The 14,587-nt window shown below is 62.0% G+C and carries 14 protein-coding genes, 1 tRNA gene and 1 riboswitch; of the genes, 1 reads left to right on the top strand and 14 read right to left on the bottom strand.

Features of this window, described 5'->3' with window-relative positions:
- Positions 1 to 6 precede the first annotated feature (6 nt).
- The 6 genes from cobF to cbiE are packed head-to-tail and all read right to left on the bottom strand — an operon-like array spanning position 7 to position 5,132.
- Positions 7 to 750 carry a precorrin-6A synthase (deacetylating) gene (gene cobF, locus AC2FHX_RS00275; RefSeq protein WP_496700610.1) on the bottom strand — a complete coding sequence of 248 codons (744 nt, stop codon included), beginning with the start codon at positions 748 to 750 and terminating at the stop codon, positions 7 to 9.
- Positions 743 to 1,471, bottom strand: coding sequence for a uroporphyrinogen-III C-methyltransferase (gene cobA, locus AC2FHX_RS00280; RefSeq protein ID WP_496700609.1), 729 nt, complete (start codon positions 1,469 to 1,471; stop codon positions 743 to 745). The genes cobF and cobA overlap by 8 nt, the downstream gene beginning before the upstream one ends.
- Positions 1,468 to 2,790, bottom strand: a complete 1,323-nt coding sequence (locus AC2FHX_RS00285; protein WP_496692421.1) for a cobyrinic acid a,c-diamide synthase CobB — start codon at positions 2,788 to 2,790, stop codon at positions 1,468 to 1,470. The genes cobA and AC2FHX_RS00285 overlap by 4 nt, the downstream gene beginning before the upstream one ends.
- Positions 2,777 to 3,571: a precorrin-4 C(11)-methyltransferase gene (gene cobM, locus AC2FHX_RS00290; protein WP_496700608.1), complete on the bottom strand. Its 795-nt coding sequence runs from the start codon at positions 3,569 to 3,571 to the stop codon at positions 2,777 to 2,779. The genes AC2FHX_RS00285 and cobM overlap by 14 nt, the downstream gene beginning before the upstream one ends.
- Positions 3,568 to 3,936: a cobalamin biosynthesis protein gene (locus AC2FHX_RS00295; protein WP_496700639.1), complete on the bottom strand. Its 369-nt coding sequence runs from the start codon at positions 3,934 to 3,936 to the stop codon at positions 3,568 to 3,570. Before AC2FHX_RS00295 ends, cobM begins: the two co-directional genes overlap by 4 nt.
- Entirely contained in the window at positions 3,933 to 5,132 is a 1,200-nt protein-coding gene (gene cbiE, locus AC2FHX_RS00300) for a precorrin-6y C5,15-methyltransferase (decarboxylating) subunit CbiE (RefSeq protein WP_281971824.1), read from the bottom strand. Before cbiE ends, AC2FHX_RS00295 begins: the two co-directional genes overlap by 4 nt.
- Here cbiE and AC2FHX_RS00305 point away from each other — a divergent pair.
- Positions 5,131 to 5,880, top strand: coding sequence for a cobalt-precorrin-6A reductase (locus tag AC2FHX_RS00305; protein ID WP_142632888.1), 750 nt, complete (start codon positions 5,131 to 5,133; stop codon positions 5,878 to 5,880). The two genes, cbiE and AC2FHX_RS00305, sit on opposite strands and share 2 nt — an antisense overlap.
- Here AC2FHX_RS00305 and cobJ read toward each other — a convergent pair.
- The 8 genes from cobJ to AC2FHX_RS00345 all read right to left on the bottom strand — a co-directional run bounded on the left by cobJ (position 5,853) and on the right by AC2FHX_RS00345 (position 14,535).
- Complete coding sequence (gene cobJ / locus AC2FHX_RS00310; protein WP_142632890.1) at positions 5,853 to 6,605, bottom strand: precorrin-3B C(17)-methyltransferase; 753 nt, start codon at positions 6,603 to 6,605, stop codon at positions 5,853 to 5,855. The two genes, AC2FHX_RS00305 and cobJ, sit on opposite strands and share 28 nt — an antisense overlap.
- The gene (locus AC2FHX_RS00315; protein ID WP_142632892.1) at positions 6,602 to 7,330 is read right to left on the bottom strand and encodes a precorrin-2 C(20)-methyltransferase; all 729 of its coding nucleotides are present in this window, start codon (positions 7,328 to 7,330) and stop codon (positions 6,602 to 6,604) included. The genes cobJ and AC2FHX_RS00315 overlap by 4 nt, the downstream gene beginning before the upstream one ends.
- Entirely contained in the window at positions 7,327 to 7,956 is a 630-nt protein-coding gene (locus AC2FHX_RS00320) for a precorrin-8X methylmutase (protein WP_142632894.1), read from the bottom strand. The genes AC2FHX_RS00315 and AC2FHX_RS00320 overlap by 4 nt, the downstream gene beginning before the upstream one ends.
- Positions 7,956 to 9,083, bottom strand: coding sequence for a precorrin-3B synthase (gene cobG, locus AC2FHX_RS00325; RefSeq protein WP_496700607.1), 1,128 nt, complete (start codon positions 9,081 to 9,083; stop codon positions 7,956 to 7,958). Before cobG ends, AC2FHX_RS00320 begins: the two co-directional genes overlap by 1 nt.
- The gene (gene cobN / locus AC2FHX_RS00330; RefSeq protein WP_496700606.1) at positions 9,080 to 12,373 is read right to left on the bottom strand and encodes a cobaltochelatase subunit CobN; all 3,294 of its coding nucleotides are present in this window, start codon (positions 12,371 to 12,373) and stop codon (positions 9,080 to 9,082) included. Before cobN ends, cobG begins: the two co-directional genes overlap by 4 nt.
- 3 nt (positions 12,374 to 12,376) lie before the next feature.
- Complete coding sequence (cobW, locus tag AC2FHX_RS00335) at positions 12,377 to 13,432, bottom strand: cobalamin biosynthesis protein CobW (protein WP_496700605.1); 1,056 nt, start codon at positions 13,430 to 13,432, stop codon at positions 12,377 to 12,379.
- Between the two features lie 2 nt (positions 13,433 to 13,434).
- Positions 13,435 to 13,809, bottom strand: a complete 375-nt coding sequence (locus AC2FHX_RS00340) for a DUF1636 family protein (RefSeq protein WP_142632902.1) — start codon at positions 13,807 to 13,809, stop codon at positions 13,435 to 13,437.
- 94 nt (positions 13,810 to 13,903) lie between these two features.
- Positions 13,904 to 14,110: riboswitch (cobalamin riboswitch) on the bottom strand.
- Between the two features lie 351 nt (positions 14,111 to 14,461).
- A tRNA-Cys gene (locus tag AC2FHX_RS00345) sits at positions 14,462 to 14,535 on the bottom strand.
- Positions 14,536 to 14,587: the final 52 nt, after the last annotated feature.

The following is a 14,587-nucleotide window of genomic DNA, read 5'->3' on the forward strand; positions in this document are numbered from 1 at the left end:
ATTGTGTCAGATTATGCGCTTTTTCAGCAAATAAATATCCATGATCCAACCATGGTCGGCACGGGCATGGGCGCGGCGGTCCAGAATCTGCTGCGCAACCTCGGCCAAAGGGCCTTTGATCAGGATTTCCTCTTTCATGCCGACATATGCGCCCCACCAAATGTCCAAGTCTTCCATGTCCAGGTTTTGGAATGAACATTCACCATCCAGCATCACCGCCACGTTTTCTGCGGTTTCCGGCCATCCTTCGTCCCGGATGCGACGACCAGTTGTGACGATATAGGGCGCGCCCAGTTCGTTGATCGGAATCGCATGGGCCGCCGTCAGCGCTTGCAGCGCTGTGATGCCGGGAATCACGCGTGTTTCTGGCTGAGGGGTCAAACGTGCCGCGATTCGCAGCGAACTGTCATACAGCGACGGATCCCCCCAGATCAGCAGCGCCACATGACGGGCCTTCGGGTGGGCTGCGATGGCCTCCTGCCAGCGCAATGCAATCGCGTCGTGCCATTCGTCCACTCCGCGTAAATAGCCATCATCGGCACGGCGTTTGGGAATGTCGAAATACGCGATTTGCGGAGGAGTATCCGCGACCTGAGCGATGATCTGCTCGCGCAGCCCTGCCAGATCGGCCTTGTTTTCGCCCTTGCGGGGGATCAGGACCAGGTCCGCCGAACGGATCGCCTGCGCCCCTTGAAATGTCACATGATCCGGGTTGCCGGTGCCAATACCGATCAGCGTCAGGTCAATCATTTTCGAACTCTGCCAGAGGTCCATACAGGATCAGGGCCGGGGCGGTGCCGATCTCGGTTTCCAACTGCTGCGACAAGGCACCGATGGTCGAGCGTTGCAGCTTTTGTTCGGGGGTCGAGACGGATTCGGCCATCAATGCAGGCGTGTCCAGCGGTAGGCCGTGCGAATGCAGGGCGCCAACCAAAAGGGGAAAGGTGCGCTTGCCCATAAATACGACGGTCGTAGCCTGTGGATCAGCCAGTGCTGCCAGGTTCAGATCTTCGGGCAGTTTGCCACTGACATCGTGGCCGGTGACGAATTGCACGCGCCGCGCGGTCAGTCGCCGGGTCAGCGGAATGCCTGCCGCTGCCGCCGCCGCTACCGCCGAGGGGATGCCGGGGATGATTTCATAGTCGATCCCGGCCTCTTGCAGGGCCACCAGTTCTTCTTCAAGCCGGCCGAACATGCCGCCATCACCGGATTTCAACCGCACAACATGCTGACCGGTTTGTGCATATTCGACCAACAAGCGGCTGACGTGATCCTGCTTGGGCGAGGGGCGCCCGGCGCGTTTGCCGACACCAACCAGGTCAGCATCCTCGCGGGCATGGCTCAGGATCGGGCCGCTGCTGAGGTCGTCAAACAGCACCGCATCAGCTTTCTGCAACCTGTCTACCGCCTTCAGCGTCAGCAATTCCGGGTCGCCGGGGCCTGAACCGATGAAGGACACAAAACCACTCATGCCGAGGCCTCGGCGATCAGATGAAAGAATGTCCCAGTGACATTGCCTCGCACCGATCCGGTTTGCGGGCCTTCCGCGCCTTCGGCGTCGAACACGCGTGCCAGCGGCGCGTCAGGCTGTTCGATGATCGAGGAATAGTGGAACTCATGCCCGCGTAGCGCTGTGCCTTCGGCAAATCCGGCCATCGAGGCCAGTAATTCTGCCTTGCGATAACCCAGGTTGAACTTGCGCTTTTCATAGGAGGTCACAAGGCCCAGAAGGCCCGCCATTTCGTGCTGGACTCCGTCTTTGTCGATCAACGCCTGACCCAGCGCCATGTAGCCCCCGCATTCGCCGTGCACAGGTCTTGTCTCGGCATGTTTGCGCAGCCCAGTCTGGAAGGTGTTGGCAGCGGCCAATGTGCCTGCGTGCAACTCGGGATACCCACCCGGCAGCCAGACCAGATCGGCATCCGGGGCAGGGGCTTCATTCGCCAGTGGTGAAAACGGTAGGATTTCTGCACCCGCCGCGCGCCAGCCTTCCAGCAAATGCGGATAGGTGAACGAAAACGCAGCATCCCGGGCCAGTGCGATCCGCTGCGCCGGAGGGCGCGGCAGCACGGCTGACGATGGCCTATCTGGGCTTGAGGAAGCCGCCCGCTTGATCGCCTCCAGATCGACATGTTCACGCAGGAACGCAGCATAGCCGACAATGGCGCTTTCCAGATCGGGATGTTCCACCGCCTGGATCAAACCTAAGTGCCGCTCGGGAAGTGTCAGGTCTCCGCGTCGTGGCAGAACGCCCAGAACCGGCAGGCCTGCACGTTCCATACCCAACCGGGTCAGACGCTCGTGACGCGGGCTGGCGCAGCGGTTCAAAATTACCCCGGCAAAGGGCAGGTCGGGGTTGTACATCCGAAACCCCAGCGCCGTGGCTGCAGCTGATTGCGCCTGACCGCCGACATCCAGAACCAACACCACAGGCCAGCCCATACGCTGCGCAGTTTCCGCGCTAGATCCATGGCCAATCTCACCGGGTTTGGCGACACCGTCGAACAGACCCATCGATCCTTCGGCTACGACGATATCCGCGCCGTCAGCCTGTGCCGATATTGCGTTCAGCAGAGGATCGCCCATCGCCCAGCTGTCCAGATTGAACGAGGCGCGCCCAGCCGCCGCCCGGTGAAAGGCCGGGTCGATATAGTCAGGGCCGCTTTTGAATGGTTGGACGGTCAGGCCATCCTCGGCCAGCGCACGCAGCAGGCCCAGCATCACGGTGGTCTTGCCAGTCCCCGAAGACGGTGCCGAAATCAGAATACCCGGAGGGTTAGTCATCACCATGGCTCCAGGTTGACCAAGGGCTGTCCGCGCTTTGCGGGCGATACCGGCGGTCGTAATCCTTAGAATACAGGCAGCTTTCGTCAAACCCTTCACCAGCCAGTGCTGGACCCACCATGATCAGCGCTGTGCGTGAGATGCTCTCGTCCAGCGCGTCTTTCAGCGTCGCCAGCGTCGCACGGATGATCTGTTCGTCGGGCCAGCTGGCACGATAGACCACGGCCACCGGGCATTCGGCGCCATAGGCCGGGGTCAGATCGGCGATCACAGTGTCTAGATTGCCGATCGACAGGTGGATGGCCAGCGTCGCCCCGGTACGGGCAAAATTCGCCAACGTCTCGCCCTCGGGCATCGACGATGCGCGTCCCGGTGTCCGGGTCAGGACCACTGATTGCGCAAGTCCGGGCAGGGTCAGTTCCGTGCCCAGTGATGCGGCCGCAGCGGCAAAAGACGGCACGCCAGGGGTCACGCTGACCGGGATGCCCAGCTCTTTCAGGCGGCGGATCTGCTCGCCCATCGCGGACCAGACCGACAGGTCGCCGGAATGCAGTCGCGCAACATCCAGACCGGCCTGATGTGCGGTTGCGATTTCGGCCATGATCTGGTCCAGATCCATCGCCGCCGTGTTCACGATCTTTGCGTCCTCGGGGCAATGGCTCAGAATTTCCTCGGGCACCAGCGAACCAGCATACAGGCAGACCGGGCAGGCGGCGATGATATCGCGACCGCGCAGGGTCAGCAGGTCGGCGGCGCCCGGTCCGGCGCCAATGAAATGAACGGTCATGTCTGTCCTCCGATGGCGATGGCGCAGGTGGCCAGCCGGTCGCCTGAAATCTGTCTGGGTGAGATCAGCCGCGCACCAGGTCCGGCGGCGGCAAGGGCGGATGCTTCGGCCACGCTGCCGGTGCCATATGTGGCGCGGCTGCGGGTCGAGCAGGTGAGGGTGCGCTGCCCGGCCAGATCGGCGGGGGCAATGAAATGCAATGGCAGGGCAATGGCCGAGGCGAAATCTGTCAGCGCGGCGTGGCCTTCCTTGTCGGCAACTGTGGCCAGCGCGTCCACAGCGTGGCCGGCACTCGCCTGATCATAGGCGGCGCGCAGGCTGTCCAGCGTAGCGGTCGAGGAAAATCCGATGCCTGCGACGATCATAACGTGACGCTCCATTGCACCACCGGATAGGCCGATTTCCAACCGCGCCGTGGCCCCAGGGCCGAAGCCTGTGCCAATTCGATCCGCAGCAGCTCACCGCCCAGCATATCCTGCCATTGCGCCAGCAGCGCTTCGCTCTCCAGCGTCACCGCGTTGGCCACCAGCCGCGTGCCGGAGGGCAGGGTTGTATGCAGCCATTGCAACAGCTCACTGCTCAGCCCGCCGCCAATGAACACGACATCGGGTAGGGGCAGGCCGTTCAGCGCATCCGGGGCGGTGCCGTGCACCACCTGCAGCCGGTCTTGACCCAGCGCGTCGGCATTTCGGCGAATGCGCTCGGCGCGGTCTTCGCGGGGTTCGATCGTTGTGGCGCTGAGCGTTGGATCACACATCAGCCATTCGATGCTGATTGACCCGGTGCCGCCGCCAATGTCCCACAGATGCTCGTCCCGCTGCGGGGCCAGCGCCGAAAGGGTCAGCGCACGGATAGGGCGTTTGGTGATCTGGCCGTCGGTCTCAAAAATCTCATCCGGTTTGCCAGAGGCGCGCGGAAAGGCCTGCCCGCCGCCAGCAACCTCGAGCCCGACGCAGACCGGGTGATCGAACCCACCCAGCAGCGCCTCGGTCAGCGAGACACTGCGCGCCCGTTCGCGCGGGCCACCCAAGGCCTCCATCACGTGCAGATGTGTGTCGGCAAAACCAGTGTCGGTCAGATAGGTGGCCAGCTCGGTCACGGCCTTGCCATCGCGCAATAGCAGAATCGCGCGCAGGCCGGGGGCCAGATGGGGGCGCAGGCGGGTCAGCGGGGCTGCATGCAGACCAAATGTCTGCGTGCTTTCCAGCGGCCAACCCAACCGCGCAGCGGCCAGCGAAAAAGTGGATTGGCCGGGTAGGGCGGCCCATTCCCCGGCTTCGAAATTCCGCGCGATCACGGATCCGGCGCCGAACCAGAACGGATCACCCGAGGCCAGAACCACGGTTGATTGTCCGCGAAAACCGGTCAGGATCGGCAGACCATCGGCAAAGGGCACAGGCCATTCCACCTGCTGGGCTCCGAAATCGGGAACCAAGGACAGGTGTCGCGGTGGCCCCATGATGATTTCAGCGCGTTCCAGCACTTGACGGCTTGCGGGGGGCAAGCCATCCAGTCCATCTTCGCCCAAACCCAAAACGGTCAGCCACGGAGCTTCAGACATGTCCAACCTCCTGATATTGGGCGGCACGACCGAGGCCAACGCGCTGGCAAAAGCCATTGCCGACCGGGGTATTCCCGCGACCTACTCCTATGCAGGACGCGTGGACAACCCGCGCCCGCAAGCCCTGCCGGTGCGTGTTGGTGGGTTCGGTGGGGCCGAAGGGCTGGTGAAATATATCCATGACCACAGCATAAGCCACGTTATCGACGCGACCCACCCGTTTGCTGCCGGGATGAGCCGTAACGCGATTGAGGCCTGCCATGCGGCGCAGATTCCACTTGTTGCGCTGACACGGCCCGAATGGGCACCGCAGCCCGGTGACACCTGGCTGCGCGTCCCGGATATCGCCGCAGCGGTGGCCGCTTTGTCCGGTAATCCGCAGCGCGTGTTTCTTGCGGTCGGGCGCATGCATCTCGAAGATTTCGTCAGCCAGCCCCAGCACCATTACCTGTTGCGGCTGGTGGATGAACCCGATGTCCTGCCCTTGCCGAATTGCGAGGTTGTCGTGGCGCGCGGACCCTTTGCCGAGGCTGATGACCGGGCGTTGATGCAGCGCCACGGCACGCAGCTGGTGGTATCCAAGAACGCGGGCGGCGCCGGCGCGCGCGCCAAGCTGGACGCCGCGCGGGCTCTGGACATACCGGTGTTGATGATCGACCGTCCAGCCCTGCCGCAGCGGCTGGAACTGTCGAGCGTTCCGCAGGTTCTGGACTGGCTGGCTCATTCCGGGGTGAACCTCGGCGTATAGACGATCGGGTCACCGGCGCGTTCTATCACGCGGGTCAGCGATGAGCCGACGATGACAACGGTCTGCATATCGGCCATATCAGGCGTGGCCTCGACCAAGGTTGAAATCCGGATTGCCTCATCCGCCCGGCTGACAGCGCGGGCGAACAGGATCAGCCGCTCGGGTTCACATTCTTCGCGCAGGATTTCCAGCGTTTTGACAAAGCCTTCGGGGCGGGATTTCGAGCGGGGGTTGTAAAACGCCATCGCGAAATCCGCTTGCGCGGCCAGACGCAGGCGCTTCTCAATCAGAGGCCAAGGTTTGAGGTTGTCACTCAGGTTGATGGTGCAGAAATCATGCCCCAGCGGGGCACCAGCGCGGGCGGAGGCCGCAAGCATCGCAGTGATCCCGGGCAGCACCTCAACCGGTAGGTCGCGCCATTCACGGGGGCCGTTTTCCAGCGCTTCGAACACCGCTGCTGCCATGGCAAATACGCCCGGATCGCCCGAGGATACGACCACTACGCGCTTCCCTTCGGCCGCCATTTGCAACGCATGCTGAGAGCGGTCGATCTCAACCCGGTTGTCGCTGGCATGCAGAGTCAGGCCGGGGCGTTCGGCGATGCGCGCGACGTAAGGAATGTAGCCGACGACATCCGTCGCCTCAGCCAGCGCAGCGGTTACTTCGGGCGTCACCAAAGCCTCGTTTCCTGGCCCGAGTCCTGCTATCTTGACCCAACCGCTCATGGCCGCCGCCCTTGTCCGTGAACGATGATGATCGAGAAATACGGAGTGATCCCCTCGCAATTTTCCGACAATTTGCACACGCGTTGATTGGGCATCTGAGCGTATTCCACGATCCAAGCACGGTCATACAAACCGGCCGTCTTCAGGGCCCGCTTCACTTTGTCTATATTGCGCCCGATCTTCATCACTACCAGCGCGTCGGTTTGGGCCATTCGGTGGGCCAGATCGTCTTCGGGCAATGTGCCGACCAGCACGGTCAATACGTCGTCTCCCCAGGTGATGGGGTCGCCGGTTGCGGTCCACGCGCCGGACATACCGGTGATCGCAGGCACGACTTCAACTTCAGCTTCGCCGCGTAGTCGATTGTAAAGATGCATGAATGATCCGTAGAAGAACGGATCACCCTCGCACAGGACCACCACGTCTTCGCCCTGATCCGACAATGTCTTCAGATGCGCGGCACAATCTTCATAAAACGCCGAGAGCAGCTCATTGTACCGCGGATCACTCAATGGAATTTCTGTGGTCACGGGGTATTCCATCGGGAATTCCACCGCGCCTTCGGGGATCATGCCATTGACGATCTTGCGCGCCTGACCACTGCGACCCGGTTTGCGGAAAAAGGCCACGTGACGGGCAGTGCGCAGTAGGCGGTCAGCCCGGACGCTCATAAGGTCCGGATCGCCTGGGCCGAGGCCCACGCCGTATATCTTGCCCGCGTTCATTCGGCGCGGCTCGCGATGGCGTTGATGGCTGCGACTGTGATGGCACTGCCGCCGAGGCGGCCCTTGACGATGCAGGACGGCACAGGCTGCGCCTCCCACAGAGCGTCTTTAGATTCGACCGCACCGACAAAGCCCACCGGGCAGCCGATGATGGCCGCAGGGCGCGGGCAGTCGGGGTCTTCCAGCATGTTCAGCAGGTGGAACAGGGCGGTGGGCGCATTACCGATGGCCACCACGGCGCCTTGCAGATGCGGGCGCCACAACTCCAGCGCAGCGGCGGACCGGGTGTTGCTCATCTCTGCAGCCAGCAGACGCACACGTTCGTCGTGCAGGGTGCAGATCACCTCGTTATCGGCGGGCAGGCGGAACCGGGTCACACCCTCGCTGACCATGCGGGCGTCGCACAGGATCGGTGCTCCGTCTTCCAACGCGGCACGGGCCGAGGTCACAAAACCGGGTGAGAAATGCACGAACTCTTCCAGCCCCACCATACCTGCCGCGTGGATCATCCGAACGGCGACCTGTTCCTCATCGGCGTCGAACCGTGCCAGATCGGCCTCGGACCGGATGGTGGCAAAGCTTTGTTTGTAGATCGCCGCGCCGTCGGTTTCGTATTCATAGGGCATCAGGAGAAGTCCATGGTCATAAGTGTTTCGGGGCTTAACCCGCGCAGGTTTGGCTCATCTCCCGCGCGGCCTTGTTTGACAAGATCAAATCGACCATCGTGGCCGACCAGGGTGACATCAGCTGGTCCCATGCGCGCGCATCCTTTAGCACAGCCCGAGACATGCAAGTGGCCGGTAATACGCGAGGCCAGCGCGCGGGCGATATCGCGGGTCTCCACCTGCGCCTGCGGGCAGAGCGGGGCGCCGGGGCAGGCGTCAGTGGTCATCAGCGGGTCGGTGCCATCGGTGACGAACGCTGGGGCGGGTATCGCCGCCCCGCCTTCCATCAGGAACAGCCGCCAAGGGGTGACCCGCAGCGCAGAGGCACCGCAGGTCTCAATCAGCCCCGCAAGCCCGCGCGCTGGCAACTGACCGAACGCGGCTCCGTAAAACGCACCCAGTTCCACGATGCCCGGTTCAGGCAGAGCGCCAACATCACCCGGTGCGCTGCCTTGGCATTCTGACGGCAAATCCTGTGACGCAACCAAGCGGGCCATGCGCCGGGCCTCGGGAGTTTGGTGATCCGCGAACCATTCGGCCAGCGCGATCAGGTGGTCGATGGCGATTTTTTCGGTCACGCGACGCCCTGTTTCGGCGCCATCAGCGCGTAGGATCAGCCCGTCGGGGCCTGTCTCCAGCCGGATATCCGCCGAATCCCCGACCAACAGGCGATTTGGTCCGGTGTCGATGGCAAACCCAAACTTGGCTGGTAGCGACGGCAATTCACCCAACCGGTCGATCAGTTCCTGCGTCAGTCGTGCGGTAAGATCGCCGGATTGGTAGAGCGGCGTCACCAGAATATTGCGCCGCACCTCGATACCCGGTTCCGCATCCAAAAGGTTCAGCGCAGCGAGTTCTTCTAGCAAAGGTTGGTGATCGGCCTCGGCCACACCGCGCAGTTGCAGATTGGCGCGGTTGGTCAGGTCAATTGTGCCATTGCCAAACCGGTCGGCAAGTTCGCACAGGCCTAACATCTGCGCAGCCTCAAGGCGCGCCAGCCGCGGCCGAACCCGCACGACCAACCCGTCCCCCGACATCATCGGGCGATGGGCGCTGGGGCACCAGCCCTGAACGATCGGTGCACTCATCCCAACCCCTCCAGATCGGCTCGGATCGAGTTTCGGCGCGTGTTCCACAGGCCAGCCTCGAGCAGCGCACGGAACCGATCCTGCATGGCCTGATGCGCCCGTGGGTTCTTCTCTTGCAGAAAGGCATCAACCTCGGCGTTACCCAGTGTGGCATCGTGGTAGATGTCAAACAGATGCGGTGCAACGGTTCCCGACAGATGGGCAAAGCTTGCCATATGATCCAGCGTTGCCGCGATCTCGGCGGCGCCGCGGAATCCGTGCCGTTGCATTCCTGCGATCCAGTCAGGATTAGCCGCGCGCGCGTGGACAACGCGGCTGATTTCCTCAGACAGGGTTCGGGCGCGGGGGATGTCTGGGTTGGTATTGTCCAGATGGTAAAGCTGCGCAGTACCGCCAGTGACTTTCTTGGCGGCGGCAAAACCGGCCTCATGCGTGGCATAGTCATTGGCCAACAGCAGATCGGTTTCGGTCAGGTCCTGAAGGTGAACAAAGCTATCGGCGTGGGCAACGCGTTGGGTAATACCATCGACATCCCGTGCAATTTGCTCGCCCTCAAGCGCAAAGGAACTGGCATCCAGCCAAGCCTGACCGGCCTGTGCCCGCGCTTCGTCCGTATAGATTTCGGATAGCTGCGTCATGTTCAGGCCATAGCTGCCGGGGGCGGGGCCATAGACACGGGCGGCCGGTGCCTGCCCGGCATATGGGTTCCAGTCTGCTGCCTCGTCCCGTTCACACAATGCTCGCACTGCCTGGCCATACAGCGCAGAAAGCGTCGGGAATACATCGCGGAACAGGCCCGAGACACGCAAGGTCACGTCTAGCCGTGGACGGCTGAGATCAGTGATTGGCAGCACCTCGATACCGGAAACCCGCTCCGACCCCTTGTCCCAAACCGGTTTCACACCCAGCAGGTGAAGCGCCATGGCGAATTCTTCACCCGCAGTGCGCATCGTGGCCGAGCCCCAGAGGTCGACAATCAGCCCCTTGGGGTAATCGCCTTCTTCCTGCAGATGCCGCCGCACTAGTTCCTCGGCCAGTTTGACACCTTGGGTATAGGCCGCGCGTGTTGGAACCGAACGCGGATCGGTGGTGTAAAGATTTCGCCCTGTCGGCAGCACGTCCGAGCGCCCGCGATAGGGTGAGCCAGACGGGCCAGCCTCGATCCGTTTCCCGGCCAGTGCGTCCAAAAGTGATTGACGTTCCGCATGCGCCGAAGGCGTGGCATCAAAATTGCCGGTCACTTCGGGGACGCGGCCAAAGACGTGCAAGCCGTCGCCGAACTGGCTTTCTTTGATGTCGCAGACAAATCGGTCGATACGGGTGATCGCTTCGGCGGTACAGGTTGCCTGATTCAGACCCAGATCGCTTTCCAGACCAATGGCCTGCGCCTCATCCCGTATGTCTTCTTGTAGTCGGTCGCGGCGTTTGGGGTCCAGCCCGTCGGCGTTCGAGAATTCGTCCAGCAGGGATTCCAGTCGCACCATACGGTCCGGCGTGTCACTTGTTCGCATCGGGGGCGGGATATGGCCCAGTGTAACCGCGCCGATCCGGCGCTTGGCCTGTGCGGCCTCGCCGGGGTCATTCACGATAAAGGGGTAGATCACCGGCAGATCTCGGACCAACGCCTCAGGCCAGCAGTTTTGGGACAGGGCGACCGATTTGCCTGGCAGCCATTCCAACGTGCCATGCGCGCCGATATGGATCAGCGCATCCGCGCCATGCCCCTTACGCAGCCAGAGATAGAAGGCAACATAGCTGTGGCGCGGGGTGCGCGAAAGATCGTGATAGTCGTCATCGCGTAGCTCGGGCGTGCCGCGTTCCGGTTGCAGCGCGATCAGTGTCTTGCCCCGGTTCAAGGCGGTAAAGTTGAACGCACCATCGGCAAAAACCGGGTCGTCCTCAGGCTTGCCCCAGATGGATTGCAGATCCGTTTGCAACTGTTCCGGCAAGTCTTCCAGCGCGGTCTGATAGGCCGCGAGCGGCCAAGACAGTCGCGCATCCAGAAGCGTCTCGGCAATCGGCGCGCCAGGTGCGGTGTCATAGCCTTCGGCCTGCAGATCAGACAGCATCGCCTCGGCCGAGGCCAGCGCATCCAGGCCAACCGCATGGGCCATCTGCCAGTCCTTGCCGGGATAAGTCGACAGCACCAACGCTGGGACCTGATCTGGCTTGGGTTTGTCGCTTAGGCGCAGCCAGCCGTCCACCCGATCAATGATCGCCTCAACCCGTTCCGGCTCGGGGCGGTGGGCAAAACGGGAATATTCCAGATACGGGTCGCGCTTGCCCGGTTCCTTGAACGAAGCGATGCCCGCCGAAATGCGGCCATCCACCTCGGGCAGGACCACATGCATTGCGAGGTCGGCGGGGGACAGCCCGCGTTCCGCATCGACCCAAGCCTTGCGGCGTGCGGTGGACAAGGCGACCTGAAATACCGGCACATTGGCGGCGTCCAGCGGGGACGTTCCCGAGGCGCCTTTGCCCGAAAAGGAGGTGGCGTTGATGATTGCCGAGGGGTCCAGCGCTACGACCTGTTCGCGCAGCCAGTCAGCGGCGGTAGGGGCTTTGAGCGACGGCGCAAATAGGCCGACAGCCTGAAACCCACGCGCACGCAGACGGTGGATCAGGGCCGCGACCGGGGCAGTGTCTGCCGAGGTCAGATAGGCGCGATAGAAGGTCACGAGGATGCGCTTGGCATCACCGGCGAATGCGGTATCCGCCGGGATCACACCGCGATCCGGACACCATACGCCACATTCCGGGATCGTCTTGGCCCCCATCACCGGGCCAGAATAAAGCCCCGCGGCCAGTGCCATTTGCGCCAGCGCAGCCTGCGCTGCGACCTCACCGCCTGTGTCGCAAAGATGCGCCAGCCGCCGCAGGGTTGAAACGGGCAGGGTAGAATAGTCATCCAGCCGCGTATCTTCACGTCCATCCGCAGGCAGCACAGCAACGGCAATGCCCTTGGCGTGGGCCAGTGCCAGAACCTGCTGCAATCCGTAGGACCAGTAGGGCACGCCACCGATCAGGCGGATCAGAATGCCTTTGGCGCCCTCAAGCGTTTGTTCGACATAAGTATCGACCGACAGGGGATGTTTCAGCGCTGTCAGATTGGCCAGCCGCAGGGTCGGCATCCGACCTTCGGGTCCGCCACCACGATGCCAGCCTGCCGCGAAAGCGCCAAGGTCACTGTCGGAAAAGGACAGCACCACCAGATCCGCCGGGCTCTGGCCCAGATCGGTTGGGGTCTCCGTTTCCTCTAACCCATGGCTTTCGCGGAAGACGACGTGCATGGCTTACTCGGCGGCCTCGGTCACACCCACGAGGATTTCGCGGATTTCAGCCTCTTTGATATCGTCATGTTCGGCGATGACCACCAGACGCGAGCGACGCTCTTCACCTGGCTCCCACGGGCGGTCGTACTGATGACGCACACGGGCCCCGACGGCCTGCACCAAAAGGCGCATGGGTTTGCCGGCAACAGCGGCATAGCCTTTTACCCGCAGGATGTTCAGTTCATTCGCAAGACGTTCGATATTGGCGACCAGCTGGGCCGGATCGGTCTGTTCCGGCAGCTCGACAATGATGCTTTCGAAATCATCATGCTCGTGATCGTGGTGGCCGTCGTGATGCGACGGGCGCGCGTCCATGTCATCCTCGGCGGCGGCCTCAAGCCCCAGCACAATACGTACATCCACAGCCCCTTCGGCCACTTCGACCACGGGCAGAGGGCGCGGGGCTTCAGCTGCGATGATTTCCTTGGCCTTGGCGATACCCTCGGGGCCAGCGAGATCAGGCTTGGTCAGCAGAATGATGTCGGCGCAGGAGATCTGGTCCTCGAACACCTCAGACAGCGGTGTTTCGTGATCAATCGAGTCATCGGCCAGGCGCTGGGCATCCACCGCAGCGACATTCGGGGCAAAGCGACCAGCGGCCACAGCCTCGGCATCGGCCAGAGCGATCACGCCATCCACGGTGATTTTCGAGCGGATATCGGGCCAGTCGAACGCTTTCAGCAGCGGCTTGGGCAGGGCCAGACCAGAGGTTTCGATCAGAATGTGATCGGGGCGTGGCTCTAGCGCCATCAGCGCCTCGATGGTCGGGATGAAATCATCTGCCACGGTGCAGCAGATGCATCCATTGGCCAATTCCATGATGTTTTCCGCCGGGCAATCGGGGATCGCGCAGGATTTGAGGATATCGCCATCGACGCCAACATCTCCAAACTCGTTGACCACAATGGCTAGGCGCTTGCCCTGCGGGTTCTGCATCAGATGACGCACCAGCGTGGTCTTTCCCGAGCCCAGAAAGCCGGTGATCACAGTGACGGGCAGTTTTTCGAGATTGCTCATATCTAAGCTCCAATCGGGGGAATGCGGGCCGCACAGTTTTTGCGGAAATGTTCAGGACGTTCGCGCCATTTAACGAGGCCATCTTGGGTCGCGAGATATTTGGTCGCGCCTTCAACAATGGTCTCGACATGATCGGTTTCATCGAGATGCTCATAGACAAAGGTCCAACGTTTGGGCCCGCCACGCAGCACAATCGAGCAGCCCTGATCGCAATTTGAAAGGCATTCTACTGCCTTCAAAGTGACGCCATCAGGAAGTTCTGCCTGCTCCAACGCCTTGTGCAGCAACGCCCCAGGACGATCTGCATCATTCTCGACGGGCAGGCCGCGGCGGCAGGTCGTGCACACCAGCAGTTCAACAGGTGTGGTCTCGGTCATGTCTCTCATCCCCCCAAATCCTCTTCGCGGGGGACGGGGTTTCATGCGGGCCACGTATTGCGACATGGGCCCGACACCGGATCACCCCGTCCGGTTTCAACTTCGGATGTTGGCAGGTCTCCCGGCTTGCGGATGTCAGAGGCTGGCCTCTGGCAGATGTCCCGCCTTCCCGGCCTGTCTGGCCAGTGGCTTTGGGCACCCTCTCCGGTCACGGTCGCGGGGGCGGCTGCGTTTGACGGATGACCGCTGACGCATTCCCTTTTCATCTGCATATGCAGACACCAACGGATGGGACATGCGGCACGGGCAGGGGGCTTGTCAAGCGCGGCCGACGCACGGAAATCATCGAGAATGGAAAAGCGACCTGCCAATGCCTGTCAGCGGCATGTTTGGTCAGCCATTTGCAAAATGACCGCAGGCGAATTTGCGCTTTGCACCTCGAAGATATCCAGACGAAAGGATTCGCGGGCCCGTTACTTCAAAGGGCATATCGCGTGGAATCGATAGAGCGGTCAAATTTACCGGCCGAGCCAGTGAGTTCACCGCCTTCTGATCAATCCGGTGTCAAGCTTCACTCAGCAGAGCACTGCCGTAGCGAGACGGCATGTCGCAGGCTCGAAAAGCCGAATGCGAAGCAACTGTTTGAAAGTATTGGAGGCGAGTACCGGAATCGAACCGGTGTACACGGATTTGCAATCCGCTGCGTCACCACTCCGCCAACTCGCCTTTTCAAGTAATATCAAATACTTGCCGTGGTGTGACAGGCGTTTTAGCAGCT

The sequence above is a fragment of the Ruegeria sp. CDSC042 genome (assembly GCF_059610745.1).

Excerpts from the sequence above, each read along its gene's own strand:
- cobJ (WP_142632890.1), bottom strand. The coding sequence starts at position 6,605 with ATGAGCGGTTGGGTCAAGATAGCAGGACTCGGGCCAGGAAACGAGGCT.
- cobW (WP_496700605.1), bottom strand. The coding sequence starts at position 13,432 with ATGAGCAATCTCGAAAAACTGCCCGTCACTGTGATCACCGGCTTTCTG.
- AC2FHX_RS00285 (WP_496692421.1), bottom strand. The coding sequence starts at position 2,790 with ATGGTGATGACTAACCCTCCGGGTATTCTGATTTCGGCACCGTCTTCG.
- AC2FHX_RS00315 (WP_142632892.1), bottom strand. The coding sequence starts at position 7,330 with ATGAACGCGGGCAAGATATACGGCGTGGGCCTCGGCCCAGGCGATCCG.
- cobA (WP_496700609.1), bottom strand. The coding sequence starts at position 1,471 with ATGAGTGGTTTTGTGTCCTTCATCGGTTCAGGCCCCGGCGACCCGGAA.
- cobM (WP_496700608.1), bottom strand. The coding sequence starts at position 3,571 with ATGACCGTTCATTTCATTGGCGCCGGACCGGGCGCCGCCGACCTGCTG.
- AC2FHX_RS00305 (WP_142632888.1), top strand. The coding sequence starts at position 5,131 with ATGTCCAACCTCCTGATATTGGGCGGCACGACCGAGGCCAACGCGCTG.
- AC2FHX_RS00340 (WP_142632902.1), bottom strand. The coding sequence starts at position 13,809 with ATGACCGAGACCACACCTGTTGAACTGCTGGTGTGCACGACCTGCCGC.
- AC2FHX_RS00295 (WP_496700639.1), bottom strand. The coding sequence starts at position 3,936 with ATGATCGTCGCAGGCATCGGATTTTCCTCGACCGCTACGCTGGACAGC.
- AC2FHX_RS00320 (WP_142632894.1), bottom strand. The coding sequence starts at position 7,956 with ATGCCCTATGAATACGAAACCGACGGCGCGGCGATCTACAAACAAAGC.
- cobN (WP_496700606.1), bottom strand. The coding sequence starts at position 12,373 with ATGCACGTCGTCTTCCGCGAAAGCCATGGGTTAGAGGAAACGGAGACC.
- cbiE (WP_281971824.1), bottom strand. The coding sequence starts at position 5,132 with ATGTCTGAAGCTCCGTGGCTGACCGTTTTGGGTTTGGGCGAAGATGGA.
- cobG (WP_496700607.1), bottom strand. The coding sequence starts at position 9,083 with ATGAGTGCACCGATCGTTCAGGGCTGGTGCCCCAGCGCCCATCGCCCG.
- cobF (WP_496700610.1), bottom strand. The coding sequence starts at position 750 with ATGATTGACCTGACGCTGATCGGTATTGGCACCGGCAACCCGGATCAT.